This window comes from Lentiprolixibacter aurantiacus, assembly GCF_026241225.1.
Taxonomy (GTDB): Bacteria; Bacteroidota; Bacteroidia; order Flavobacteriales; family Flavobacteriaceae; genus Lentiprolixibacter; species Lentiprolixibacter aurantiacus.
This window is the reverse complement of sequence record NZ_JAPFQP010000003.1, coordinates 204,946-230,459: the sequence shown is the minus strand read 5'-3', so window position 1 is coordinate 230,459 and position 25,514 is coordinate 204,946. Positions and strand designations below refer to the sequence as shown.

Sequence of the window (25,514 nt, the reverse complement as noted above, 5' to 3'; positions counted from 1 at the left end):
AAGAAGACTTTTTCAATCGTACTTTCTTTGCAAGTATCATATTGGTATTCTTATGCCCACTCATCACATTGATAACATTTGAACACTACAAATTTCGTTCAACACCAGGGATCGGGGAATATTAAAATACGGTGATGGCTTATAAAAATCCGACCTAAATCCCCGAACGGAAATGGGAAGGGGAAGTGCCAGTGCATTTTTTAAAGAAGGCACTGAAGTGGGCCGGCTCCTTGAAACCCAGAGCGTAGGCGATCTCCTTATTGGATTGATCAGTGAAATACAACAACCTGCGGGCTGCGGTCAAAATCCTGCTCTGAATATGCTCCTTGGCCGTTTTACCACTGAGCGACTTGACTACGCGGTTCAGGTGGTCTGGTGTAATATGGAGGGCACTTGCGTATTCGGCTGCGGCATGCCATTGCGAGAAGTTCTGATTTAGGAGTTCCCGGAAATTCCGAAAAGTACTTTGCCCTGTGCTTTGTATCACGGGATCAGCTTTGGAAAGATGGCATAGATTGTTAGCTCTTATCAGCATTAGTTTCACCAAGGCGCCAATAGCCTGTTCCTTCAATGCTATTTCGGCCTGTTGCAGTTTGAGCATTTCTTCTGCATAAGCACTTAATTGCATAAACTCATCCGGATCCAGGGAAAGAGGAGGACTCTCCCCATAACATTGAAACAGGTTGAGGTCTTCAATAAATTCAATCGGGATATTGTTCTGGGCCAGGAAGCCAGAGGAAAATACAAGGGAAAAACCTTCAGAACGTTTATTTTCAATAACCTGGTGCACCTGACCGGGGCTGATAAAGGTAATGCTAAGTCCTTCAAGCGGATAGGTGTTAAAGTCGATGATATGCTCTCCTTCGGCATCTTTGATCAGGAGAATTGTATAGAAATTATGACGATGGGGCTGGTCTTTCCGGCCTTCACGCCTGTCGTAAATGTCCTCCATGCGGGAAATCCCGAAATTGACCTGACTGTCTTCCCGGTTCACCTGGGTGTAAGTGGGCAAAATATCCATTTAGAAATCCTGGGTTACTTTCAATTGCCTTCCTTCTTTCCGGGCTTTCTCATCCATGCCGCTGCCAACCCCCAGACCAATGGCCATGCCTATGGGTATACCAATACCCAGAAAGCCCATATTGTCCAGGGCTGTGCCAAGGACAACGCCCATAGGGACCCCGAAAATGGTCATTCCCATAATCATCCATTGGTTCCTGTAATAATTCCTCGGTACGAGTTTCAGCTCCTTCTCAAGTATTTTTAAAATGGCGTGTTTTTTCCTGCCCAATTGCCTGGAAAACTGCTTATCTCCATCCAATACCAGATTCAGGCTGTCTATCTCCTTGTTCAAATTGTCGATGATGGAAACAGGGAGATCCCTTGAATTCAATTCGGAAATTAGTTCCAGAAAACCAGTGTACTTTTTCCTGAGTTTAGGCCGGGATTCCAGGTCTGTCCTTTCTATGGGAGAGGTAAGTTCCATTCGCAATCTGATAAGGGTATAAAGATAACAGATTTCGGGTGGGAAACACGATTTTATAGTGTTTAAGAACACAGACAAGGTCAAATTCAGGATGATAAAAATCATATTTATCCGGCCGGTACTCCTTTACCTTTACGGGAACTAAACAAGAACAAAAATCAAATATATTACTATGAAGAGACGAATCCTGATCATGGGTGCAGCCGGACGAGATTTTCATAATTTCAATACGGCTTACAGAGACAATCGCAATTATGAAGTGGTGGCTTTTACCGCCGCCCAGATACCCAATATTCTGGGTCGAAAGTACCCTGCTTCCCTGGCAGGGGAATTATATCCGGAAGGGATCCCCATTTTTGATGAAAAGGAGCTTGAACTCCTAATAGAAAAGCTCAGCGTAGATGATGTGGTATTTGCCTATTCGGACATCTCCTATGAGTCGCTAATGCATAAAAGCGCCCTGGTAAATGCAGCAGGAGCCAATTTTATTTTAATGGGTCCGGAGGAAACCTCTCTAAAAAGCACAAAACCTCTGATCAGTATTGGGGCCACGCGAACAGGTTGTGGAAAGAGCCAAACGGCAAGGCAAGTTGTAGAACTGTTAATGGCCGAAGGGCTTAAGGTGGTGGCCATCAGGCATCCCATGCCTTATGGGGATCTTGAGGCACAACGTGTTCAGAGATACGCCACCCTGGACGACTTGAAAAAATACGACTGCACTATTGAGGAAATGGAAGAATACGAACCCCATATCGTACGTGGAAACGTAATCTATGCCGGGGTAGATTATGAGGCCATTTTGAGGGCAGCGGAAAACGATCCAGATGGTTGTGATATCATTGTGTGGGACGGAGGAAATAATGATTTCCCCTTTTATCAGTCCGATTTGCACATTACGGTGACAGATCCCCACAGGCCGGGACATGGACTGGCGTATTATCCAGGGGAGGTTACTCTTAAAATGGCAGATGTGGTTATCATTAACAAGATTGATAGTGCTTCTCCCGAGGATATTCTGAAACTCAGAAAGATAATTGCTGATACGGTACCTGCCGCCCAGGTAATTGATGCTGCTTCTCCGATTCGGGTAGCCGACCCAGAAGTGATCAGGGGAAAGCGTGTTTTAGTGATTGAAGATGGACCTACATTAACCCATGGAGGTATGACACTTGGGGCAGGAACCCTGGCGGCCCTAAAATTTGGCGCAAAGGAGTTGATAGATCCAAGACCCTTTTTAGTAGGTCAATTGGAAGATACATTTGAAACCTATCCGGGGATTGGGAAACTCCTTCCTGCAATGGGCTATGGAGCAGACCAACTGCGTGATTTGGAAGTTACTATCAATACCTGCGATTGCGATGCGGTAGTTATTGGTACCCCTATGGATTTGAATAGGGTTATTGATATACAAAAGCCTTCAACACGGGTTTTTTATGATTTACAGTCCATAGGAAGTCCTAATTTGGAAGGCGTTCTGGAAGCTTTTCTGGAAAAACAAGAACTATTAGCTGCAATAAGCTAGTTTAATTTGGTTGATTGTAATAACCCATATCCCTTTTCGGGGGTATGGGTTTTTTAATAGGACCTGACCTTAATTTGAAACGCCTTGGCTGGGTTCACTGAGATGAGTTGATTCCATTCCGTATCGGTAAACCCCGAAGCTTTCAATCTCGGATAGACTGCGGTAAAGATGGCGGTATAGGGTTGGATAGTCTGCACTTCCTTTTGTGGATCGTACCAACCTGCGTCATGGGATATCAACACCTTATCCAGAAAATTGTTTCGCCTGGCAAAACGGAGCTTTTCAATATGATTTTCCAATTCCCACCCCATGCCATCCAGGCTTATCCAGCAGCCGTAGTTGGCAGCTTTCAGGAGTTCATTTAAATCCTCTTCGGCCTGGGCGTGAATCCATATAAAAGCGGAAGGATCTACCCCGGAAGTTTTCAATATTTCTAATTGAGGCCAGAGGGCTTGAGCTTTGCCTGTATGGGAGGCTATGGTCAATCCGGTAGCCTTATGGGTTAGGGCAGCAGCCGTAACCAGTTTTTTGTGTAATGGATCCAGAGGCAGGGTATCATCTACGCTTATTTTGATAAAACCGGGTCTGATCGGACTCCCCGATATCCCGTCTTCATACTCTTTAATCCAAAGGGCTGCTAGTGCTTCGGCGCTTAATTCCTTTGCATATTCCGGGATGAACTTGTTGTTTCTTGCCCCATAGAGGCCGGTATTGGTAATAATCCTGAGCCCGGTACGTTCACTCAGGTTTTTAAGTAGGCCAATTTCGCGTCCGAGGTAATTCGGGGTGGCATCCACAAAGATATCTACTTTATGTTTTTTCAGGTCATTCAAATAAGGAAGTACCTGTGCTTCTAATTCTGTAGGGTTCCAACTATCGGGATCAATACTATCGGCACCGATAAAATCAACCAGGATATGTTCATGAGATAACCATACCAGGTTGGTGTCCAAATCCATTTTGCCGGTTACCGTTTGTGTATAGCCTTTACTATCCGGTTCATTACATGCTGTAATGGATGCTATGAGCAGCATAAAGCCCAACAGGCATTTTACTTGTATTCTTGCGAAAGAGTACTCCATCTTTCCGTTTTAAATTACAGCAGCTTGCTATTTACCATCCTGAGCTTTACGAGTAAGTATTTTACTGATTAGTGAGATTTGCCCCAGGTGGTAATGGCTGTGTTCAATCACTCCGTGCAGGTTTCGGTAGTAATTTCCATAATTTTCCTTTACAAAAACGTCCCATAATTTTTCCTCTGGAAGCGTTTCTATAAGCAGGGTGGTGGCCTCCACATCGGCATAAACTCTGGTAAGGAATTGCTGCCACGCTTCTTCGGAATTGATTGGCGGGGCATCAAAACTTTGTTTATCATGGGCACTCAGGGGTTTTCCCTGTAGTACGTCTTTAATGACGGCAATGTAGTAATGGATATGGAAAACCAGAATGTGAATGGTATTAAGCTTGTGCACTGAAGTTGTGGCCTGAAGCCAGTTTACGTCTTCCAGTACCTCTTTCATGCAAACGCCGGTTGCGTTTCCTCCGAATACCATAGCCCGGAAGTGTTTGGCAATCTGTTTGGGAGTAGGGGATTTCATAACAATTAATCTTGTTTAGGTTTCTGAAGATATAAAATATTGCTGTTTATTTCTTTACTGTACATATTACACCTTAATCTGTTTTTGGAAACGGACTTTCCGTATCCCATGATCCGTATTGTATTTGTAGCGTTCCTCAAAACCACATTTCAGGTATAATTCCGTAGCGGGTCCATTAGCCGCACCCGTCTCAACAGTAAAGACTTCAGAGGTATAGTTTTCAAAAACAAAGTTGACCAGTGCCCTGCCAATACCCCTTCGAAAATAATCCGGGTGTACTACCAGGCTTTGTATGTGCGTGGATTTGGGCCTGGCATCAATTTCCATTGCTGCAGCCAGATTCCCTTCAGAATAATAACCGTAAAAGGTGTTCTTGCTTTGCATATAACTTTCCAGCTCCCGTTTGAGGGGCGGGAAATCATCAGCTCCTAGCAATTGTGCTTCAATGGCATAGGATGCCCGGAAAAGCAGTTGTATTTGCTTAGCCAAATCCTTGTTTTTATGATTGAGTACTTTTATCATCATTGTAATGGTGCGGTCTTATAAATCTAGGAAGCTTCCCAAGATTCACAAAATCAATACCCCGGATAATATAATTATTGACGGGGTATACCTTTTTTCTTTGGTCTGGTATAATTATTGCTAAATTTCCAGAAACCTTCTTTGATGAAAAATACTTTCATCTTTTTAGTGATTATGTTGTTTACTTCCTGTATCCCTTTACAGTACGCACCGGAAATAGAAAATTACGACATTGTTCTGGCTAAAAGATTCAAAAACGACCTTCCCAGGCAGTATGCCTTTGCATTTGAAGATCACAAGAATGCAAATGAGTTTTATAAGTTCGTTCTCTGGAAGTTGGGGCGTGTTGATATGGAAATAACTGAAAATTTACCCTTGCAGGTCGGAGATTCTACTTATTATATGTCCTTCTACGAACGTTCCAAGAAATCGGCGAGCATTAATCTTATACCGCTGATTATTAATGGTGAGGCCAATGGTGATGAGCTTTACAATAATGAAGGTGAGTACTGGTATATCCTGATCACAGTAATCAATTCTGATTCCGGGGATTGTCTGCACCCTTCCTATGCCAACAGGCATGAGGTTATTCTCGCGCTCAAAGAATTAAAAGATGAATACCTGGATACGGAGTTTTAATTGCTCGGGTAGCGGAATAAGCATAATCATTGAGCCCTTACCTGGCTTTTAGTCCTAGTGCCAGGTAGACTGCCCGTATTTCAGCCCGGACTCCTTCAGAAATTTTCCGAATTTGGAATAGGCGTCATTCCCCTGAAACATATTTTTAAGGTGCTCGAGGAATAGCCTTCTATTGGATAGCTCAACCTGCAGCACTTCTGCCATCTTCACTACCTCATCCCAGCTGATGGTATAGGTATACTCATAATCTGAATCCCCGTATATTTCTTTCACGGCAGGTCCGATATCATAGCCATCAAATACCAATTCGTCCTTCTCGTTAAAATAAAGAAGCATGGAAATCCTGATCTTTGAGCTCTCGACTTCATAAAGTACTACTTTGTCCATACCCAATTATAATAAAGCTGATTTTTTAATAGGCACCCACAATTCTTCTTCCGAATCCGGATGATCATTGCGGTACTTCTCGCCCATAACAGCAAAATGCGGGCGATTATCCACCTCATAGCCCGATGCAGGCATCCATTCCTCAAATATATACTGGTAGGCTTTGTGGGCTTCAGAGGACTTCCCTTTGTAGTGGAAAACGGCATACAAGCCCGCTTGTATTTCCAGGACCTTCAAAGAACCATCTGGTTCAAATGCATCTTTAACAGGTGCTGCTGCCCATTTTTCAAATTCTTTATGCGGACTGAAATAACTGAAGTAGTCCTCAGGATAAATCTCCACGGAATACAATTCTGTTCCTCCAAGCTCTTTTACCCCTTTTATTACAGGCATAAACCCCTGCCAGAGTTCAAGGGTTTTATTGTCGGACAGGCTCATTGTGGTCTTTTGTCCCGCTAATAGTAATGTATTGCTCTTGATTATTCGTGAGTTCATGAAATTGAGGTGGTATTCCCGGGTCAAATTAGTGAATTAAAAGCAAAGGCATTTTGCGGTATTCAGGATTAATTTAGCTAAACCTTTGATGTTTTGTTTTCTATTTTTTTTGGTAATTTTATTTCCAACCGATCAGCCATGGAAACCAATCAGTGCAAAAACTGCGAAAAGTCCTTTGATGCTACCTTTGATTTCTGTCCCTATTGCGGGCAGGAGAAGGCAGACGACCTCACATTTGGTGTACTATTCAGCAACACCATTGAGAATTATTTTTCCATAGACGCCCGTTTTTTTCGAAGTTTTATTCCCCTCATGCTCAAGCCAGGGGTATTGCCACGCCGTTTTGTGGACGGGAAACGCTTGAAATACCTGCATCCGGCCCAGTTCTACCTGTTTATTTCTGTCTTGTTCTTTTTCCTTTTTGCATCAAGTGTAAGGGAAGCAGATTCTGAAGTTTCACAGGTCCTGGAAAAAGGTTTTAACGCCGAGATTTCTTTAGATTCCGTGGTTAATCCAGAACCAGATTCTTTGGCTTTAGAACAGGCAAGAAAAGTAATGAAGCAGAATCAGAAATTCACGGGTATGTCCGATCAGGATATAGCAGTATTAGACTCTGTTATGAAAGCGGATCCCAATATACCCAAAATGTCATTCACATTCAGAAGGGAGGCCCTGGATTCACTCATAGCAATAGGCGCACCACAGGAGGAAAAACTGAAAGTTATGGGCATGGATGAGGATGCCGGCAGTTTCACCAGAAGGTTTTATCAACAGTTGCTTAAGTTCTATGAAAAAAAGGGGGGTGGGATACTGCAAACACTCTATGATTCTATTCCGATCGCGATGTTCCTTTTAATGCCTTTATTTGCCCTCCTTCTTAAAGTATTTTATTGGAAACGCGGCAACTTCGCGCATCATATGGTGTTTAGTTTCTATTACTTCACCTTCCTCTTTACTGCATTTAGTATACTGATGCTGCTCAATATGATCTGGGATGTGCCTTTTGCCTTGGAGTTTTTGGTATCCTTGTCATTCGGGATATACCTGATGATCGCACTGCGCAATTTTTACCGGAGCAGTTGGATAGGGGCGTTTTTCAAAAGCGGTTTTGTCTCCTTTATCTACATGATCGTGATTGTCCCTATCGCATTTGTAGGACTTATTTTTGCCTCCTTTATGTTTTATTAGAACCTGTCGTTAGGTTCTAATAGGCCATAAATAAGGCGTTGACGAAGAATAGCTTGCCGTTTTCCCAAAACCCCCTGAAAAGTGGGTTGTCCACCAGGTAGATCACTTGTCCGCGCCCCTTATTTTCCATTCCGAAAATGAGTGTTTTCCCCAGTTTTTTCTGTGCCTCGCTGCCGGCAAAACCGGCAACAGGGCTTGTGTTTTTATCCAGGTATACCGCAGTGCCTGATGGCAGGTAAGCGTAACTATCGGCCCCCAGTTTCAGGGAGAAGTAAGTATCACCATACCCATAAGCCAGGGGATTGGTAAAATCTACTTCAGCCTTGAAAATAGCGCCTGTGATCTCATTTTTCATGCGTTCACGAGGTGTTTCTTCATAGGCCAGTACATCTTCCTTATTCTCTTCGGAATCTGATTTCTTAAAAGTGATTCCAAAGCCTTCTTTTCCTTCCAGGCTTTTGATGGCACTTCCCATCGCAATGAGTTTGCCACCATCATTAATCCATGAGTCCAGCTTTTTAAGGAAACCATTGCCCATTAATTTCCGGTAGCCGTAACCATCTGGTAAGACCAGTACGTTGTATTGGTCCAGGTCTATGTTGTTGATGTATTTGGCATCCAGAGCGGAGAAGGGATAACCCAGTTGTTGCTCCATAAAGTGCCAGATTTCGCCATATCTCAGCGTGGATGTAGGATCTCCCATAACAACGCCTACCTTGACCTTTGGGATCATCTCCACATAGCCCGAACCAAAGTCCTTGCCAGTTTCCACAAAACCGGTATCGGCATGGTCTAACTGCCTGCCGTGTTTTTGGGCGAATTTCTTCAGGGTGTTGACAAAATCGGATTTATTGGAGTTGTCTCCCCGTGTAATGATCAGGGTTCCCCTGTCGTATCTCTTGCCTGACAGCCGAAAGGGTTTACGTGCATACCTCACCCGTATGCCAGATTTCAGAAGGTCGGCAAGGAAGCGTGCATCCGCCATGCTTTTCCAGGAAGCTAGATAAGCATAGGCGTCTTCCCGAATGTTGTATTGAAGTTGTTCCTGGTCTGCTATCCCTGCTTCTTTTGAACCAATCGGGGAAGGGGAAGCCAGGGCATCCAGCCCATAGGCAAAGGGCAGGGACCAGGCTGTTATATCGTAGGTAAGGGAATCACTGAGCTGTGCATTGGGTTCAAAAAGGACCTTTACCAGGGTTCCTTTTTTCTGATCGGAAGAAATCACCAGGCTTTTTTCGTCGAGGGACAAGGAACCATTACTGCCTGTGAGGTAGCGATATCCCCTTGCAGAAGATGCTCTTGCAAAACCGTATTCAATTTCATGTTTGTCCAATAAACTGGCCAGGGATTTGATTTTGTCTTCATCCCCATTTACCACATAGCTTTTATACTTGTAATTCTTGCTGCTGTAGAATTTCCGGAATTCCACATTCAGCCTGTCCGCATGTGCTGAAGCCATTTCAACTGTAGACAGACCCGTGGTGTGGTGATGTGCTATACGGTCCTTCAGGGTCAGGGTATCTCCATTGGCTGTAATAACACCTAAACCAGCGCGGCCACTTCCTCCCTGTTCATAGGTCATGCCAATAGCCCCGTTGTATGTTGGGTAGGTATCCCCGTAACTGGGATAGAACAAATCGAAGCGTTCCTTAGTAAAGTAAAACCAGCCCTCACGGTCAAAATAGCGGGCATGATTCTTGCCTATTGTCTCCTGGAACTCCTTCTGGAAGTCCGTGATAACCTCATGATAAGGTTCTGCAGCCGGGGCAAAATAATACGGGCTGTTCATGGACTGCTCATGAAAATCCACATGTATATGAGGCATCCACTGGTTATAAACCTTAAGCCTCTGCTGGCTTTCTACCTGTGTCAACCAGGCCCAGTCCCTGTTTAGGTCGAACATATAATGGTTGCTGCGACCACTCCACCATCCTTCGCGATGCTCCTTGCTGTTAGGATCCACATTATGTGGACTGTTTTTATATTGCCGGTACCAGTTCACATAACGGTCCCGACCGTCCGGGTTGATGCAGGGATCAATTATAACAACCGTATTCTCAAGATAGTCTCTCCTGCTGGTCAACAGTTCGTAAATAGTCTGCATAGAGGCTTCTGTACTAACACTTTCATTGCCGTGCACATTATAACTGAGCCAGACAATAGCTTTTTTAGCCACGCCTTTTCCTTCTGTGCTTTCCATATGCTCTTTTCGGATGTTTTCCAGATTGTTCATATTATCCGCACTGCTGACGTAGGCCAATACTAATGCCCTGCCTTCATTGGTTTTTCCGTATTCCTGTAATTGTAAGCGGTCCGGGGCAGTACTTGCCAGGTACTTGTAGTAGTCGATTACCCGGTGGTGCCGGGTAAATTGTGTTCCCAGTTCATATCCGAGGAAGGTCGAGGGGGTTTGTATGTCCTGGCCGGAAAGGCAGAAAGAGCAACATATAAAAAGAAGGAGTATTGTTTTCTTCATAGTAAATTATCCAGGTGAGAAAGCCAAATCTAGCAAATTATTGTAACTTCTTAACGTATTTTTGGGATTTCAAAAATTCAGGAATTTTATCTTTGATCGCTATTTAAAAGCTTTATGGAGTCGGACTGTATCCCTTTTAGAGAAACCGGTTATTTTTCCGGTTTGATTTGCGACTACCTGGATCAGCACGCCGGCTTACAGCAGTTCTACAACAGGTTTCCCTCTCTTGAAGCATTTGGGGATCAGATTAAGGAGAAGTCTGCAGCTTATCCCAAAGCACACCGAAAGGTTTTGTTTGATTGCCTGCCTGAACAGTACAAGGGTTTTGAAGCTTCAAAGGCCACGGTAACTAACCTGAAGCTTCTACAAAACGAAAACACCTTTACGGTAGTAACAGGCCACCAGTTGAATCTTTTTACAGGACCCCTTTACTTCCTCTACAAGATCATTTCTACCATTAACCTGACTAAGCAACTTAAAGAGCAGTATCCAGGGAAGCATTTTGTTCCCGTGTACTGGATGGCGACGGAGGATCATGATTTTGACGAGATTAATTATTTCAATTTTCAGGGCAGGAAACTCCAATGGAACCGCAATGAAGGTGGGGCAGTAGGTCGAATGGACACCAACGGGCTGGAGGAAGTTTGGAAAGCATTTAAGGAACACCTCGGGCCAGGGAATAATGCCCGTGACCTGGAACTTCTCTTCAAATCGGCCTACCTGGAGCACGACACTTTAGCCGGAGCTACCCGCTACCTGGCCAATGAATTGTTTGGTCCATATGGCCTGGTAATAATAGATGGTGATGATCCCGTGCTTAAAAGGCTTATGATCCCCATTATTGAAAAAGACTTACTGGAAAATGCTACGCACAAAGAAGTGACCCGGAGTATAGGGAACCTGAAGAAACTGGAGAAAGCTTACAAGGTTCAGGTAAACCCCAGGAAGTTGAACTATTTTTATTTGACCGATGGCTTACGGGAGCGGCTTGAAGAACGCAATGGGCGCTATCATGTACTCAATACAGACCTGGTCTTTAGCCAGGAGGAAATCCTAAAAGAACTTAATACCCATCCCGAGCGCTTTTCTCCCAATGTGATTACCAGACCTATTTACCAGGAGGTCATACTTCCCAACCTATGCTACATCGGAGGAGGAGGAGAGCTTGCTTACTGGTTGCAATTAAAACCGGCCTTTGATGCCCTTGACATAACGTTTCCGGTCCTTTTGCTGCGGAACTCGGTCTTAATGGTTTCTAAAAAACAAGTAAGGAAGATGGTGAAGCTCGATCTTAAGATGGCGGATCTTTTCTTAAAACAATCTGCCTTCATCAATAAAAGGATACGGCAAATCTCCAATATCGAGATCGATTTCAGCGAACAAAAAGACTTGCTTGCAAAGCAGTTTGAAGACCTGTACTCATTGGCAGAGCAGACCGATCAAAGTTTTCTTGGTGCTGTTAAAGCACAGGAGATCAAACAGAAAAAGGGCCTTGACAAATTGGAGAAGCGTTTGTTGAAAGCGCAAAAACGAAAACTCAAAGACGAGGTAGAACGAATGACAGCCTTGCAGGATCAACTTTTCCCTGGAAAATCCCTTCAGGAAAGACAGTTGAACTTCTCCGAAATATACCTGGAATTAGGGGCTGAGCTAATTCCTGCCCTCATTCGAAACCTGGATCCGCTGGACCTTCGGTTTTCCATTATCACCTACTGATTTCCCTTCCTGTAAACCGGCAGAAATGCCGTATTTTTGTAGTAAAGACAACCTATGCACAATATTGACATTGACCTGGTGGAAATGACCCTGGATGTCATGAAATACGCCATTAACCGCATAACCAATGTATCTCCAGACCTGGGTAAGCCCATGAAGGAAGAGGAGTTAAAAGCCCTCGCCGGAGAAACCATAACAGCAGATGGAATTGGAGGGGAAAAGGCATTCCACCTTTTTCGCGATAAACTGGTCAAGGCTACAATTCCCATAGATCACCCAAGGCATTTGGCTTTTGTGCCGGCAGCACCTACCAGGGCGGCTATTATGTTCGATCTGGTTACTTCTGCATCCAGCATCCACGGGGCCTTCTGGCTGGAGGGTGCCGGCGGTATATTCCTGGAAAATGAAGCAATGAAATGGTTGGTTTCCCTCACAGGCATGCCCGAGGGAGCCCATGGTGTATTTACCAGTGGGGGTACTGCAGCTAATCTATCGGCTATGGTAACTGCTCGTGAAAAGTGGCGAAAGGAAAGGTCAAATGAAATGGAGCGGGGTATTGTGATAACTTCTTCAGGTGCGCATTCGTCTATAAAGGCCATGGCCAAAGTTATAGATGCAGATGTAATGCTGGTAGAGACGGAAGACCAGATGACGGGAGAAATGCTGCAGGCCAGGATTGCGGAATTGGACACAGATCAACGCAGGCGCCTTTTCGCCGTGGTTGGCACAGGGGGAACTACCAATGCTGGTATTATAGATGATCTTCAGGGTATTGCAAGGATTTGCAAAAAGGAAAATTTATGGTTCCACGTTGATGCGGCATATGGCGGGGCAGCTCTTGTTGCCGATTCTGCCCGTCACCTGTTCAATGGGATTGAAGAAGCTAATAGTATTACTATTGACCCGCATAAGTGGTTGTTTTCCCCCTATGATTGCGGAGCTGTCATTTACCGGAATATGGAACTGGCCAAGTCTGCCCATGCCCAGGAAGGGTCTTACCTGGATATATTTTACGATGAAGGGGCCAACGGTTTTAATCCCGCAGACTACCAGATTCAGCTGACACGCCGGCTAAGAGGACTTCCCCTTTGGTTTTCCCTGGCTACTCATGGTACAAAAAAATACCGCTGGGCGGTTGAAAGGGGTATTAGCCTGGCTTTGCTGGCTGGAAGGCTAATTGAAGAACATCCGGAATTGGAACTTGTCAGGGAGCCGGCCCTTTCCTGTGTATTGTTCAGGAGAAGAGGATGGACCCCGGAAGACTATAAAATGTGGACTTACAGGAACCACAAAGCGAATATTGCCCTGGTTGCCCCTACAAAATGGAAATCACAGGGTGAATCCCAGACAGTAGCCAGATTCTGTTTCATCAACCCGGATACCACTGAGGAAGATATTCGGATGATCTTAAATACGATGGATTAATTCTTAGGGAACCAGGTATTCTGAAGTCCAAAGGTTTTTCCTCTTGGAAAACCGCACCCGGATGTGATAAGGCCTTTTGAGTTTCAGGTATTCCATTTTAAAGGCTTCCACGGTGACCATGGAAAAGTGATTTTCCTCATCCAGGTATTCCAGCTGGTCCGGATGCTCCAGAAATGTTCCCGGGGCGGCTACGGTGGTGTAATCCTTCCTGGCTTTAGGCTGTATTCCGGGCCAGTATTTTTTTAAGGTGTCCTCGTCCTTAATGACGCGTGCCAGCCCTTCAATACGTATTTGCAATAATTTCTTGGGATCGAAAAACATCAGCCCCACCCTGTTATTTTCCTTAAGGTGCATCATTTTTTTGGAGCGGGCATCTGTGTAGAAAGTAAGCTTCAGGTCTTCATCAAGCCTTCTCAATACCACGGTGCGCTGCCGTGGAAGCATTTCCATGCCAACGGTTGCCAATGTGAAGTAACGGAATGGGTGGCCTTTTTGGGTGGCTCCCTTGCCTAACTCCTCCCTGATTTCATCAAAATAATTATCTAGCATTTCCAGCACCAATGATCCTTATAAAGATAAAAAATTTTATGCTCAGGTAGGGTAAAACGTTTTTGGGTTGTTATATAATCAAATTGCAATGAAAAAGGACACCACTTCATCCTTATAAACCCAAAGTTATAAGGATGAAGTTTTAAAAAGACAACATTGATAGTGTTATAATAAGTTCATGTGTTTAGGTTGGTTTTTGATTAGAAAAGCCCTGATGCCGTAAGGTCGGGGCTTTTTCTTTTTTGCACTTTTTCAAATTTTAAGTGGATGCCTGCCAACTGTGGAATTCTTGGGGAAAAAAAATCGAGAATGAGGATACCGCCAATTTTGCATTTTGCTATTTTTGCCCATGCAAAACAACGTCCTGATCCTCGACTTTGGTTCACAGTATACCCAGCTCATTGCAAGAAGGGTTCGTGAACTCAATATTTTCTGCGAAATCAAACCCTACAACAAGTTGCCGGATTCCCTGGAGGAATACAAGGCAGTAATCCTTTCCGGATCCCCTTTCTCTGTTCGGGCAGAGGACGCACCTCATCCGGACCTGTCTCAAATCAAAGGAAAAAAACCCCTTCTGGCTATTTGTTATGGTGCCCAGTACCTGGCCCATTTCCACGGTGGGAATGTAGCTCCGTCCAATACAAGGGAATACGGAAGGGCGAGGCTCACCAATATAGATGGCAAGGAACCTTTCTTCTATGAGATAACAGAAGGGTCCCAGGTATGGATGAGCCATAGCGATACCATAAAAGAACTGCCTGAAAATGCCAAACGCCTGGCCAGCACTTCGGATGTTCGGAATGCTGCCTATAAAATTGAAGGGGAAACTACCTACGCCATACAGTTTCACCCGGAAGTCTACCACACTACCCAGGGTAAACAACTGCTGGAAAACTTTCTGGTACATATTGCCGGGTTAAAGCAGACCTGGACACCTGATGCTTTTGTGGATACAACCGTAGCAGAACTGAAAGAGAAACTCGGGAATGACAAGGTAGTGCTTGGGTTGTCTGGTGGAGTTGATTCTACTGTAGCCGGGGTTTTGTTAAACAAAGCCATAGGAGAAAACCTGCACTGCATTTTTGTGAATAACGGATTATTGAGGAAGAATGAGTTCCAGGAGGTGCTGGATCAGTACGAGCATATGGGGCTCAATATTAAAGGAGTTGATGCTTCGGCACGCTTTTTGGATGCCTTAAAAGGAGTTGATGACCCCGAAATGAAACGCAAGATAATCGGCAGGGTCTTCATTGAGGTTTTTGACGATGAGGCGCATAAGATTAAAAACGTGAAATGGCTGGCCCAGGGTACCATTTATCCTGATGTGATCGAATCTGTTTCGGCAACCGGAGGACCTTCGGCAACAATTAAGAGTCACCACAATGTTGGTGGACTGCCAGATTTTATGAAGCTGAAAGTGGTTGAACCTCTGAAGATGCTTTTTAAGGATGAGGTGAGACGTGTGGGAAGCAGTATGCAGGTTGATGAAGAACGACTGGGAAGGCACCCTTTTCCAGGCCCGGGACTGGCGATCCGCATCCTGGGGGATATTACAGCCGAGAAGGTTAAAATCCTGCAGGAAGTAGATGCCATTTTTATCAATGGTTTGAAGGAATGGAATCTTTATGATGATGTCTGGCAGGCCGGAGCCATGCTTTTACCCGTAAATAGTGTAGGGGTTATGGGAGATGAGCGCACTTATGAAAAATGCGTAGCTTTACGAGCCGTGGAAAGTACGGACGGAATGACAGCAGACTGGGTGAATCTTCCATATGAGTTTTTGCAAAAGATCTCAAATGATATTATAAATAAAGTACCCGGGGTGAATCGCGTGGTTTATGACATAAGCTCCAAACCCCCGGCGACCATAGAATGGGAATAGCATGAATAGTAGGTATAGGAAGTTTTTCTTGGTATTTATTTTCCTGATTGTTTCTTCCTGGGCATGGGCACAACAGTTTGCTACCCATGCAGTAAAAGAAGGGGAGACGCTAGGCAGTATTGCCAAACAATACAAGGTGACCCCATTTAATATTTTGAAGGTTAACCCGGAAATCAAATCTCCCGGGGACGTTAAACCTAACATTATCCTGGTGATTCCATTACAGGTATCCAAATCTGCGACCGCTGCGGATACCATGGCTAAAGCTACAGGGAGAACGGCTTCGGAATTGCTCAGGGCTCTTGAGAAGGACACGGTAGAAGTTGTTCTGGAACCGTCGGGCTTCAGGCCGCACAGGGTAAGGAAAGGCGAGACCCTGTACGGTATAGCCAATCGTTATGAGATAAGCGAGCAGGACCTTAAGCGGTTTAACCCGGACCTTTATTCACAGCAGCTAAAAAGGGGGATGCGCCTACGTATTCCTATTTTCCCACCAGTGGTTGAAGATCCCAATGCTCCCGACCCCGAAAACTACGAGGTTTACCGTGTACTCCCCAAGGAGACACGATGGAGTATTGCACATAAATATGGAATTACTATAGACAGCCTGGTGGCCCTTAATCCCGATCTGCCCAAGACCACAAACCACCTGGCAATAGGGCAGGAATTGTTGCTTCCCAGGATTGCTGGCACTACGGTGGAAGGTCAGGACGTGCAGCTCTTTGAATCCTATACTGTACCTCCTCAAAAGACCCTTTACAGCATAACCCGGGAATACGATATCACCTACGATGAACTCATTAAGCTGAATCCTGAAATAGTTGAGCACAATGGGCTTAAAGAAGGGATGGTATTGCGCTTGCCCGTGAAGAAAGCGGCCGGGGAAGAGGTTAACACGGATAACTATGTATTCTATGAGGTAAAACCCAAGCAAACCGAGTTTTCCCTCACCCGTATGTTTGGGATTTCCTATACAGAACTGCTGGAACTGAATCCGGAGCTTGCTAAAGGACTGAAAGCAGGAATGGTGCTCAAACTCCCTACCGAAATCAATCCGGACCTTGAAGTCAAGAATTCTCTGGTGCTGGATAAAATTAATTTGCTGGATAGCATCAACCTCTCAAACCGGCCCAGGATATTGTTTATGCTGCCCTTCAGGCTGGACCGCCTTAACCTTAATGACAAGGAGGCTGTTTCCCTTTCAATCGAAAGGAGCAATGCTTTAAAATACAGTCTCGGACTTTATTCCGGCGCGCTTGTAGCCCTGGATTCCATTGCTTCGCTGGGGATTTCTGTGGATGTTAAGACCTACGATACACAGCTGGACCTGGAACGCAGCCGGGAAATTGCAACCCGGGAGAACCTGTCGCAGTACGCTGCCATTTTTGGCCCGCTCCAAAATGAGGCTTTGAAGGAGGTTGCGGCTCAGGCATTGAATTATCAGGTGCCGGTAATTGCCCCGCTGGCTTCTCAGGCCGATATCAGCCTGGGCAATGTGTTTTTTACAGTCCCTACGGAAGAGACCCTAAGGGAACGCATGCTAACTTACATGCAGGGCAAAGTTACAGATCAGAATATCGTGGTTATTGCAGATCAGCAAAATAAGGATGCTGAAGCCAGGATTTTGGAAGAGTTTCCCGGAGCCAAAGTGGTAGAGCTGGTTGAGGAAGAGGAGAACATTTCCCTGGACCTGGAATTGTTTACCCTTTCCCTTTCCATAGAAACAGACAATTGGGTTTTTGTGGAAACGGATAATTTTAAGGTAGTTAGCAGCGTTAGCTCGATTTTAAACTCCTCCATTTCGGATACCACCCAGGTGAGGATGTTTACCACCAATAAGAACAAAGCTTTCGAAAATGAAGTGATATCCGGTAATCATTTGTCAAACCTCAGGTTTACCTATCCTTCAATCGACAGGGAATCCGGAAATACGGCCTTCGTAAGGCGATATCGAAGAAGATTCGGGTCCTATCCAGATCGCTACGCGATACGGGGATTTGACCTCACTTTTGATATGCTCCTTAAACTGGCTTATAAGATGAACCTTTATGAGGCTTCTGAGATCATCGGGGTAACCGAATACGACGGGAATAAGTTCGATTTTGCCAAAGATCTCTCTTCCGGCTATTACAATACAGCTCTCTATATCATGATGTATGATGAGATGCGAGTGAAACAAGTAAATCCTCTGGATGACCTCTAAAGTAACTTACCTCGGAGAATTGCGCACCCAGTGCCAGCATTTGCGATCCGGAAATGAATTCATTACGGATGCGCCTGTTGACAACAATGGCAGGGGAGAAGCCTTCTCTCCAACGGATACCGTTGCTACCGCACTCGCGAGTTGTATGCTGACGGTTATGGGAATAAAAGCCCGCTCCATGGAACTGGAACTCAAAGGATCTTATGCCGATGTTACCAAGCAAATGGCAGCCAACCCAAGGAGGATTTCGGGCATAGATGTTGAACTCTATCTTCCTGCAGCAATCGTGGATAATGATCGGAAAGTTCTGGAGCGGGTGGGCAACACCTGCCCGGTAATGCAGAGTATCCACCCTGATATTAAAACGGCAATCCAATACCATTGGGATCTCTAAAAAACCAGATATCCTTATTGTTTCTTTTTCTGTGGTGCACAACTTCAATTATCGCCCAGGAGGAAGAAGCTATCTTATGGAGTCCTGAATACCGGCTTAGTTGGGACGATTTTAAAGGGCTTCCACCTACGACAGGAAGGGTAGCTGCCACCACGGCCAGTGGTATAAGCTATTATTTTTCTTCTACGGAGGTCGACGGAGAAATGGAGGTAGATTTTACGGTAAGGACCTATTTCTACCCACAAAAATCCTGGTATATTCCCGAGATATGCAATGCCGTTATCCTGAGCCACGAACAACTGCATTTTGACATAGCAGAGATGTTCGCACGTAAAATGAGGAGACAACTGGCTGCTACCAGCTTCACCACCAATATCAAGGCAGAAGTGAGAGCGATCTACCAGCAAATCAATAAAGAATTAGCGGATTTTCAGAGGCAATACGACCAGGAAACCGATTTTTCCAGAAACGTGGCCCAGCAGCAGGCCTGGAACGCCGCTATCAAAGAGGCTCTCGGTTATTGAAACCGCCAGGGATTGCAATACCCCCATCAATGGCAAATTGAGATATTTATTTAGCTTTAGGTATGGAACCTGTATTTGACAAGGAACATCTGTTAAAACTCGCCCGTTATAAAATGCCTTACGGAAAATACAAGGGATATTTCTTAAGTGAACTTCCAATGCCCTATTTATTGTGGTTCCAGCGAAAAGGTTTTCCTAAGGGGGTTCTCGGTCAAAATTTACGGGAGGTTTTGGAAATTAAAGAAAACGGACTGGAAGGATTATTGAGTCAGTTGCGTGAAGATTTTCAGCCTTAGTCCGGCGGTTTTCTTCGGGCAATTCGTATCTTTACATCCCGTAACCTAGATACGCGTCATGGCAGACACAAAATATGTTTTTGTTACGGGTGGAGTAACTTCATCATTAGGCAAAGGAATCATTGCCGCATCCCTTGCAAAGCTTCTTCAGGCCAGGGGATACAAGACTACCATTCAAAAGCTGGATCCTTACATCAATGTAGATCCGGGAACTCTTAACCCATACGAACATGGGGAGTGTTATGTAACCGATGACGGTGCAGAGACCGACCTGGATCTTGGGCACTATGAACGTTTCCTGAATGTGCGTACCTCCCAGGCGAACAACGTAACCACCGGGCGCATATATCAAAGTGTTATTGAAAAAGAAAGGCGCGGAGAATTTCTGGGAAAGACTGTACAGGTTGTTCCCCATATCACCAACGAGATCAAGGAACGTATACAGTTGCTGGGCAAAAGCGGTGAATACGATATTGTGATTACTGAAATAGGGGGTACAGTAGGTGATATCGAATCCCTGCCCTATATCGAATCCGTACGTCAGTTACTATGGGAGCTGGGAGAACAAAATGGGATTGTGGTACACCTTACCCTGGTGCCCTACCTCGCAGCTGCTGGAGAATTGAAGACCAAACCTTCCCAGCACTCTGTAAAGACACTGATGGAAAGCGGGATCAAAGCCGATATCCTGGTGTGCCGGACCGAACATCAGATTTCCGAGGAGAAAAAGCAGAAACTGGCACTCTTTTGCAACGTAAAGAAGGAAGCCGTAATTCAATCCATCGATGCCTCAACGATATATGACGTGCCTATCATGATGCTCAATGAGGGTCTGGATCGCGTGGCCTTGCAGAAATTAGGATTGTCTGCGGAGAAAGACCCGGACCTTGAACAATGGCAGGCTTTTCTGGAAAGGCATAAAAACCCTAAAGGAGAAGTAACTGTAGGTCTGATTGGAAAATATATTGAGTTGCTTGATTCTTATAAATCCATACTGGAATCATTCATTCATGCGGGTGCGGAGAACGAAGTCCGCGTGAATGTGGTTACCGTGCACTCGGAGCACATTAACCATGACAATGTACAATCAAAACTACAGGGCCTGGACGGTATCCTGGTAGCCCCGGGATTTGGTGAGCGTGGAATTGAAGGGAAAATTGCAGCGGTACAGTTTGCCCGGGTAAAGAAAATCCCGTTTCTGGGTATTTGCCTTGGGATGCAGATGGCGGTAATAGAATACGCCCGTAATGTATTAGGCATGGAGGGGGCCAATTCAACGGAGATGGATGAACATACTCCACATCCTGTGATAAGCCTGATGGAAGAGCAAAAACACATTACCAACAAGGGAGGAACCATGAGACTTGGCGCCTGGGATTGTGAAATAGAAGCAGGAACTCTTGTGCATGAGGTTTACGGAGGCAAAACCGAGATTTCGGAACGCCACCGCCATCGTTATGAACTGAACAACCAGTATAAGGAGCAACTCGAGGCGGCAGGCTTACGAGCTTCCGGGATCAACAGGCAGACTGGCCTGGTGGAGATCGTTGAATTGCCATCACACCCCTGGTTTATTGGCGTTCAGTACCACCCGGAATACAAGAGCACAGTGGCCAGTCCGCATCCGCTATTTGTAGGCTTTGTAAAGGCAGTTCTACAGCATAAAAGGGAACAAACTAATGCCAGTATAGCATAAACTGCTCATTTGGGCCTATATTTGCAAACCAATTCAAATCAAAGGTTCCCTGAGGGATAGTTTTGCAGGAAACTGCGTTCCGGGATCCGCATCGCGCTAAAGAAGTAGATTCAAGCCACATGGAAGAAAAGAAACTGGATGTAAAGTCAATTATCGGATTTGTACTGATTTTTGCCATTTTAATTTTTTGGTTTTACCTGAACCAGCCAACGCAAGAGGAACTGGAAGCACAGCAGGCACAACAGGAGCAGGTAGAAGAGCAACAAAACCCTGAAGAACAGGAGGCCACCACAGTCCTGGAACAGCCAGCTGTAGACCTGCAGGATTCTGTTGCACTGGCCAATTACCAGAAGTCTATTGGTGGTTTCCAGTTTACTCCTGCCCGTGAGGGGTTTACCACCCTGGAAAATGATATGCTCTACCTGGAGGTAAGCAATCAGGGCGGACAGATCACGGAAGCCAGGATGAAGCAATTTGTTACTTATGATTCGATTCCGGTATATCTGGTCAGGGATGGCAATGCTGATTTTAACCTTAGCTTCACCACTACGGATAACAGGGTAATGCAATCCAATACCTTGTTTTTTGAGCCCGAGCTTACTAAAAATGGAGATAACCAGGTGCTTTCCATGAAGGCCAGGGTGTCCGAGAATCAGTTTCTGGAGTATCGCTACGAGATCAAGCCAGACGATTATCTGGTAGATTTCAGTATCAGGACGCAAGGATTGAGTTCGGTAATAAATGGCACCCAACCCATCAACCTGAAATGGCAGATGCGGGGTATACGCCATAACAAAAGTGTACAGTACGAAAACCGCTATACCCGCCTTACTTATAACCACGAGGACGGGAAGATCAGCAAGCTGTCCGAAAGCAGCGACGATGAGGAAATTGAAGAGGATATTAAATGGTTGTCTTACCGGCAGCATTTTTTCAGTTCCATACTTGCAGCTGAAACGCCTTTCGATTCAGCCACCCTCAGTTCACGAAACCTGGTGGAAGAAGAAAGTAAAGAAACCCTGTTCACCAAAGAATACACAACACAGACCACCTTGCCCCTTGTAGGAGGGGAACTGGCCAGTTCCATGTACTGGTATTACGGGCCAACGGATGTAAAAGTGCTGAAGGAATACAAAGATCTGGCACTAGCAGACTCCATTCCCTTTGGATGGGGAATTTTTGGCTGGATAAACCGTCAGGTATTTACACCCTTTTACGAGTTTCTGAGTTCCTTCCTTCCATTTGGGATCGCTATTGTAGTTATGACTATCCTGGTGCGATTGCTCATGTCTCCCGTAACTTACAAGTCGTATTTGTCCCAGGCCAAAATGAAAGTCCTGAAACCGGAAATAACCGAACTGAATGAGAAGTATAAGGACAATGCCATGAAGAGGCAGCAGGAGACTATGAAATTGTACAATAAGGCTGGGGTTAGCCCAATGAGTGGGTGCGTCCCGGCATTGTTGCAATTGCCTATATTCTATGCGCTTTTCATGTTTTTCCCGACCTCTTTTGCCCTTAGGCAAAAGTCATTTTTGTGGGCGGAGGACCTTTCCTCTTACGATACTATAATGGAACTACCCTTTACCATTCCTTTTTACGGGGATCATGTGAGTTTGTTTCCCATCCTTGCTTCTGTTGCTATATTCTTTTATATGATGATGACCACGGGACAGAATATGCAAACACAGCCCGGTATGCCTAATATGAAGGTGATCATGTATATTTCGCCCCTGCTTATGTTGTTCTTTTTCAACAACTACGCCAGTGGTCTGAGTTTGTACTATTTTGTTTCTAACCTGATTACCATCTTTATCATGCTGGCTATTAAGAACTTCATACTGGATGAGGACAAGATACACGCCCAGATAGAGGAGAAAAAGAAACAACCTAAGAAAGAGAATCGTTTCCAGCGCAAAATGAGGGAAATGATGGAGCAGGCCGAAGAGCAGAAAAAAGCCGGAAGACGTTAATAGGTCTGAAAATAAAACAAAAAAACCCTGCTGCAAGAGCGGGGTTTTTTAGCGGTAAGTAGGTTTAGTTCAGTAAGTTTCTTCTCCTCAAAGATGCACATTGAATCATCCTTGTAAAAACTTTAGTTGTCAATTTCGTTTTTTTGTATGCTAAATGATTTGATCCTGATGTAAGCTGTAAATAAAAAAATCCCCCTGCCAGTATGCAGGGGGATTTTTGACTGATTGCGTGTCGAGATTAACTAGCGATTAGTCGTTATTCGAAAATACATCAAGTATTTCCTGAGGGATCAATACCTTATTGATAATATGGATTACCCCGTTACTTCCTTCTACATCCGGAGTCACAACAGTGGCATTGGTATGCGTGGCATCTACAATGTGGACTGTTCCGTCTTTCAAACTAATCCCGATATCTTCACCCTGAAGGGTGGGTATGCTTTGTCCGTCACTGAGATCGGTGGAGAAGGCAGCAGTTCCCGCCACAACGTGATAGGTCAATATCTTGACCAGCAGGTCTCTCTTTTCCTCAGTGTCAAAATCAGCAATACTGTGATATTCCTTTCCCAGATCGAACAGCAAGGATACAAAAGCCGCATTTGTTGGTGCAAATACAGTGAAGGGTCCTTCACCGCTAAGTGCTTCTACCAGGCCGGCGTTAACCAGTTTGAGAGAGGCAACAAGGAACTTCAAATCGTTTGTTGCCACAGCGATCTCCACAATGTTTTTGAGGGAAAGGGCTGCGATGGCATCCAGGGCCGATTGAGGCAGTAATACCTTGTCTATTACGTGCACAACCCCGTTGCTGGCTTCCACATCCGGAATAACAACTGATGCATTTATGCCTGTGACATCAACCACATGTACGGTATTGTCCTTCAGGTTAATGCTAAGAGATTCACCCTGAACTGTTGGTATTTGCTGTCCGTCCGTTAGATCTGTGGAGAAAGCGGCTGCTCCTGCCACCACATGATAGGTTAGTATATCTACGAGGATTGCTTTTTCTTCATCAGTGTCAAAATCAGCCAGAGAGTGGTAATCGTCACCCAGAAGTTCAAGTACATCTTCAAATGCTTTGTTGGTAGGGGCAAAGACGGTAAATGGGCCATCTCCGCTAAGTGTTTCTACCAGGCCTGCATTGGCTTGTTGAAGGGCCTCAACAAGCAGGCTTAAGTCATCTGTTTCAACAGCGATCTCCACAATGGTTTTAAGATTCAATGCCATTACGAAATCTATGGCAGATTGAGGGAGTAGGACTTTGTCTATGGTATGAGCCACACCATTAGAAGCCAGGAAGTCTGTTCCGGTAATGTTCGCATTTACATCTGAGGTATCACCGATAACAAAGCTTTCCCCTGAAGGGATAATTTCCAGGTTGTTATCTGACAGGGCTGTTCCAACATTTCCTGCTTCCAGATCAGCAGCAAGCACTTTAGCCGGAATTACGTGGTACAGGAGTATATCGGTTAGCAGCATAAGCTCTGCCTCGGTATCGAAATCATCCAGGCTGTTGTAGTCGTCGCCCAAAACCTCGAGCAAAGCCACGAAAGCGTCGTCGGTTGGGGCAAAAACAGTAAAAGGGCCTGCGCTATTCAGGGTTTCTACCAGTCCGGCCTTGATCACCGCTTCTTCCAGAACAGACAGGCTTTCGGTTTCTACCACGAGTTCCACTAGTGTTCCGAGTTCATCATCGTCGTCGTCATCATCATCATCATTATTCAGAGCATCTATGATCACCTGTGGCAATAGAACTTTGTTTATCACATGTACGATTCCATTACTGGCTTCCACATCGGGAATAATGACCCGTGCCGGGGTTTCAGTTGCGTCCTGAATAAATACACCATTGTCGAGGCTTACGGTAACTGATTCTCCGAGTACGGTTCCTATCTCCTGACCATCGGTAAGGTCTGCTGCGCGAACAGCTACACCGGAAACTACATGGTATTTGAGTATCGTTTCCAGTATTTCCAGGTCTTCATCGTCATCGAAATCTTCCAGGCTGTCATAGTCTTCCAGCTGATCTAAAAGGTCTGCAAATGCATCGTTGGTGGGAGCAAAAACAGTAAAAGGGCCTTCACTGCTGAGTGTACCTATCAGGTCAGAATCTTCCTGGGTATCTGCAGCGGTAAGCGCTGTAACTAGGCTCGACAGGGCTTCAGAAGCCTGAGCGGTTTCCATAATGTTAGGTGTGGTTTCCGGTTCATCGTTTCCCATTCCCTGCTTCTCACAACCCACAAAGAGGAGGCTTATAAAAAGAAGTGAAAACAAACTTTTCCAATGGATTAATTTTTTCATAGCTATAGGGTGTTTAATCGTTTAATATGTAATAATCTAGTAAGGGACAATATTGAAATTATGATTTCATATAAAAGTTAGCATATCACAAATGATATATCATTAATACACTTCCATTCATGACTATAGTACCACATAGATCATGTTGTACTACTTAGATACGTAAGTTATAAGAAGTTGCTTTTGTTTTATAAATATTAAAAAAAGTTTAACAAAAATATTATAGTAAGTAGGAAAAGACTTAT

At 44.9% G+C, this 25,514-nt stretch carries 22 protein-coding genes; 12 read left to right on the top strand and 10 right to left on the bottom strand.

Annotated elements, in window-relative coordinates:
- Nucleotides 1-154 precede the first annotated feature (154 nt).
- Nucleotides 155-1,021 carry a helix-turn-helix domain-containing protein gene (locus OO016_RS10435; protein WP_266013382.1) on the bottom strand — a complete coding sequence of 289 codons (867 nt, stop codon included), beginning with the start codon at nucleotides 1,019-1,021 and terminating at the stop codon, nucleotides 155-157.
- Nucleotides 1,022-1,486 carry a hypothetical protein gene (locus OO016_RS10430; protein WP_266013379.1) on the bottom strand — a complete coding sequence of 155 codons (465 nt, stop codon included), beginning with the start codon at nucleotides 1,484-1,486 and terminating at the stop codon, nucleotides 1,022-1,024.
- A gap of 172 nt (nucleotides 1,487-1,658) precedes the next feature.
- Here OO016_RS10430 and OO016_RS10425 point away from each other — a divergent pair, with 172 nt between their 5' ends.
- Nucleotides 1,659-3,008: a cyclic 2,3-diphosphoglycerate synthase gene (locus tag OO016_RS10425; RefSeq protein ID WP_266013376.1), complete on the top strand. Its 1,350-nt coding sequence runs from the start codon at nucleotides 1,659-1,661 to the stop codon at nucleotides 3,006-3,008.
- Between the two features lie 53 nt (nucleotides 3,009-3,061).
- On the opposite strand, the gene OO016_RS10420 is transcribed toward OO016_RS10425, so the two are convergent.
- From OO016_RS10420 to OO016_RS10410, 3 genes are all read right to left on the bottom strand, one after another.
- Entirely contained in the window at nucleotides 3,062-4,090 is a 1,029-nt protein-coding gene (locus OO016_RS10420) for a phosphotriesterase family protein (RefSeq protein WP_266013373.1), read from the bottom strand.
- A 27-nt stretch (nucleotides 4,091-4,117) separates the two neighbouring features.
- Nucleotides 4,118-4,606 carry a DinB family protein gene (locus tag OO016_RS10415; RefSeq protein ID WP_266013370.1) on the bottom strand — a complete coding sequence of 163 codons (489 nt, stop codon included), beginning with the start codon at nucleotides 4,604-4,606 and terminating at the stop codon, nucleotides 4,118-4,120.
- Nucleotides 4,607-4,672: 66 nt separating this feature from the next.
- On the bottom strand, nucleotides 4,673-5,095 hold the full coding sequence (locus tag OO016_RS10410) for a GNAT family N-acetyltransferase (protein WP_266013367.1): 423 nt from the start codon (nucleotides 5,093-5,095) through the stop codon (nucleotides 4,673-4,675).
- A 177-nt stretch (nucleotides 5,096-5,272) separates the two neighbouring features.
- Here OO016_RS10410 and OO016_RS10405 point away from each other — a divergent pair, with 177 nt between their 5' ends.
- On the top strand, nucleotides 5,273-5,767 hold the full coding sequence (locus tag OO016_RS10405) for a hypothetical protein (protein ID WP_266013364.1): 495 nt from the start codon (nucleotides 5,273-5,275) through the stop codon (nucleotides 5,765-5,767).
- 54 nt (nucleotides 5,768-5,821) lie between these two features.
- On the opposite strand, the gene OO016_RS10400 is transcribed toward OO016_RS10405, so the two are convergent.
- Nucleotides 5,822-6,154, bottom strand: coding sequence for a hypothetical protein (locus tag OO016_RS10400; RefSeq protein ID WP_266013361.1), 333 nt, complete (start codon nucleotides 6,152-6,154; stop codon nucleotides 5,822-5,824).
- 6 nt (nucleotides 6,155-6,160) lie between these two features.
- Nucleotides 6,161-6,649, bottom strand: a complete 489-nt coding sequence (locus OO016_RS10395) for a GyrI-like domain-containing protein (protein ID WP_266013358.1) — start codon at nucleotides 6,647-6,649, stop codon at nucleotides 6,161-6,163.
- 138 nt (nucleotides 6,650-6,787) lie between these two features.
- On the opposite strand from OO016_RS10395, the gene OO016_RS10390 reads away from it, so the two are divergent.
- Nucleotides 6,788-7,837 carry a DUF3667 domain-containing protein gene (locus tag OO016_RS10390; RefSeq protein ID WP_266013354.1) on the top strand — a complete coding sequence of 350 codons (1,050 nt, stop codon included), beginning with the start codon at nucleotides 6,788-6,790 and terminating at the stop codon, nucleotides 7,835-7,837.
- Between the two features lie 16 nt (nucleotides 7,838-7,853).
- Here OO016_RS10390 and OO016_RS10385 read toward each other — a convergent pair whose 3' ends face one another.
- Entirely contained in the window at nucleotides 7,854-10,313 is a 2,460-nt protein-coding gene (locus OO016_RS10385; protein ID WP_266013350.1) for a M14 metallopeptidase family protein, read from the bottom strand.
- A 114-nt stretch (nucleotides 10,314-10,427) separates the two neighbouring features.
- On the opposite strand from OO016_RS10385, the gene bshC reads away from it, so the two are divergent.
- Together bshC and OO016_RS10375 are read left to right on the top strand one after the other, a co-directional pair.
- On the top strand, nucleotides 10,428-12,029 hold the full coding sequence (bshC, locus tag OO016_RS10380; RefSeq protein WP_266013347.1) for a bacillithiol biosynthesis cysteine-adding enzyme BshC: 1,602 nt from the start codon (nucleotides 10,428-10,430) through the stop codon (nucleotides 12,027-12,029).
- 54 nt (nucleotides 12,030-12,083) lie between these two features.
- Nucleotides 12,084-13,454 (top strand): pyridoxal phosphate-dependent decarboxylase family protein, encoded by a 1,371-nt coding sequence (locus OO016_RS10375; protein WP_266013344.1) that lies wholly within the window; start codon nucleotides 12,084-12,086, stop codon nucleotides 13,452-13,454.
- 3 nt (nucleotides 13,455-13,457) lie between these two features.
- Here the strand turns inward: OO016_RS10375 and OO016_RS10370 are convergent, their stop codons facing one another.
- Nucleotides 13,458-14,003, bottom strand: coding sequence for a pyridoxamine 5'-phosphate oxidase family protein (locus OO016_RS10370; protein ID WP_266013875.1), 546 nt, complete (start codon nucleotides 14,001-14,003; stop codon nucleotides 13,458-13,460).
- A gap of 349 nt (nucleotides 14,004-14,352) precedes the next feature.
- Here OO016_RS10370 and guaA point away from each other — a divergent pair, with 349 nt between their 5' ends.
- From guaA to yidC, 7 genes are all read left to right on the top strand, one after another.
- A complete protein-coding gene (gene guaA / locus OO016_RS10365) occupies nucleotides 14,353-15,885 on the top strand; it encodes a glutamine-hydrolyzing GMP synthase (protein ID WP_266013342.1) in 1,533 nt (510 codons plus the stop codon).
- A 1-nt stretch (nucleotide 15,886) separates the two neighbouring features.
- Nucleotides 15,887-18,088: a LysM peptidoglycan-binding domain-containing protein gene (locus OO016_RS10360; RefSeq protein WP_266013340.1), complete on the top strand. Its 2,202-nt coding sequence runs from the start codon at nucleotides 15,887-15,889 to the stop codon at nucleotides 18,086-18,088.
- Nucleotides 18,078-18,482 (top strand): OsmC family protein, encoded by a 405-nt coding sequence (locus OO016_RS10355; RefSeq protein ID WP_266013338.1) that lies wholly within the window; start codon nucleotides 18,078-18,080, stop codon nucleotides 18,480-18,482. Before OO016_RS10360 ends, OO016_RS10355 begins: the two co-directional genes overlap by 11 nt.
- Nucleotides 18,470-19,006, top strand: a complete 537-nt coding sequence (locus OO016_RS10350; protein WP_266013337.1) for a DUF922 domain-containing protein — start codon at nucleotides 18,470-18,472, stop codon at nucleotides 19,004-19,006. Before OO016_RS10355 ends, OO016_RS10350 begins: the two co-directional genes overlap by 13 nt.
- A gap of 62 nt (nucleotides 19,007-19,068) precedes the next feature.
- Nucleotides 19,069-19,302: a DUF3820 family protein gene (locus OO016_RS10345; RefSeq protein ID WP_266013334.1), complete on the top strand. Its 234-nt coding sequence runs from the start codon at nucleotides 19,069-19,071 to the stop codon at nucleotides 19,300-19,302.
- Nucleotides 19,303-19,360: 58 nt separating this feature from the next.
- A complete protein-coding gene (pyrG, locus tag OO016_RS10340) occupies nucleotides 19,361-20,998 on the top strand; it encodes a CTP synthase (RefSeq protein WP_266013332.1) in 1,638 nt (545 codons plus the stop codon).
- A 119-nt stretch (nucleotides 20,999-21,117) separates the two neighbouring features.
- Nucleotides 21,118-22,971: a membrane protein insertase YidC gene (gene yidC / locus OO016_RS10335; RefSeq protein ID WP_266013329.1), complete on the top strand. Its 1,854-nt coding sequence runs from the start codon at nucleotides 21,118-21,120 to the stop codon at nucleotides 22,969-22,971.
- A 249-nt stretch (nucleotides 22,972-23,220) separates the two neighbouring features.
- Here the strand turns inward: yidC and OO016_RS10330 are convergent, their stop codons facing one another.
- Nucleotides 23,221-25,269: a fasciclin domain-containing protein gene (locus OO016_RS10330; RefSeq protein ID WP_266013325.1), complete on the bottom strand. Its 2,049-nt coding sequence runs from the start codon at nucleotides 25,267-25,269 to the stop codon at nucleotides 23,221-23,223.
- Between the last annotated feature and the right edge of the window lie 245 nt (nucleotides 25,270-25,514).

What these genes read in the sequence shown, in the direction of transcription:
- OO016_RS10435 (WP_266013382.1), bottom strand. Translation starts at nt 1,021, where the DNA reads ATGGATATTTTGCCCACTTACACCCAGGTGAACCGGGAAGACAGTCAG.
- OO016_RS10430 (WP_266013379.1), bottom strand. Translation starts at nt 1,486, where the DNA reads ATGGAACTTACCTCTCCCATAGAAAGGACAGACCTGGAATCCCGGCCT.
- OO016_RS10425 (WP_266013376.1), top strand. Translation starts at nt 1,659, where the DNA reads ATGAAGAGACGAATCCTGATCATGGGTGCAGCCGGACGAGATTTTCAT.
- OO016_RS10420 (WP_266013373.1), bottom strand. Translation starts at nt 4,090, where the DNA reads ATGGAGTACTCTTTCGCAAGAATACAAGTAAAATGCCTGTTGGGCTTT.
- OO016_RS10415 (WP_266013370.1), bottom strand. Translation starts at nt 4,606, where the DNA reads ATGAAATCCCCTACTCCCAAACAGATTGCCAAACACTTCCGGGCTATG.
- OO016_RS10405 (WP_266013364.1), top strand. Translation starts at nt 5,273, where the DNA reads ATGAAAAATACTTTCATCTTTTTAGTGATTATGTTGTTTACTTCCTGT.
- OO016_RS10400 (WP_266013361.1), bottom strand. Translation starts at nt 6,154, where the DNA reads ATGGACAAAGTAGTACTTTATGAAGTCGAGAGCTCAAAGATCAGGATT.
- OO016_RS10395 (WP_266013358.1), bottom strand. Translation starts at nt 6,649, where the DNA reads ATGAACTCACGAATAATCAAGAGCAATACATTACTATTAGCGGGACAA.
- OO016_RS10390 (WP_266013354.1), top strand. Translation starts at nt 6,788, where the DNA reads ATGGAAACCAATCAGTGCAAAAACTGCGAAAAGTCCTTTGATGCTACC.
- OO016_RS10385 (WP_266013350.1), bottom strand. Translation starts at nt 10,313, where the DNA reads ATGAAGAAAACAATACTCCTTCTTTTTATATGTTGCTCTTTCTGCCTT.
- bshC (WP_266013347.1), top strand. Translation starts at nt 10,428, where the DNA reads ATGGAGTCGGACTGTATCCCTTTTAGAGAAACCGGTTATTTTTCCGGT.
- OO016_RS10375 (WP_266013344.1), top strand. Translation starts at nt 12,084, where the DNA reads ATGCACAATATTGACATTGACCTGGTGGAAATGACCCTGGATGTCATG.
- OO016_RS10370 (WP_266013875.1), bottom strand. Translation starts at nt 14,003, where the DNA reads ATGCTAGATAATTATTTTGATGAAATCAGGGAGGAGTTAGGCAAGGGA.
- guaA (WP_266013342.1), top strand. Translation starts at nt 14,353, where the DNA reads ATGCAAAACAACGTCCTGATCCTCGACTTTGGTTCACAGTATACCCAG.
- OO016_RS10360 (WP_266013340.1), top strand. Translation starts at nt 15,887, where the DNA reads ATGAATAGTAGGTATAGGAAGTTTTTCTTGGTATTTATTTTCCTGATT.
- OO016_RS10355 (WP_266013338.1), top strand. Translation starts at nt 18,078, where the DNA reads ATGACCTCTAAAGTAACTTACCTCGGAGAATTGCGCACCCAGTGCCAG.
- OO016_RS10345 (WP_266013334.1), top strand. Translation starts at nt 19,069, where the DNA reads ATGGAACCTGTATTTGACAAGGAACATCTGTTAAAACTCGCCCGTTAT.
- pyrG (WP_266013332.1), top strand. Translation starts at nt 19,361, where the DNA reads ATGGCAGACACAAAATATGTTTTTGTTACGGGTGGAGTAACTTCATCA.
- yidC (WP_266013329.1), top strand. Translation starts at nt 21,118, where the DNA reads ATGGAAGAAAAGAAACTGGATGTAAAGTCAATTATCGGATTTGTACTG.
- OO016_RS10330 (WP_266013325.1), bottom strand. Translation starts at nt 25,269, where the DNA reads ATGAAAAAATTAATCCATTGGAAAAGTTTGTTTTCACTTCTTTTTATA.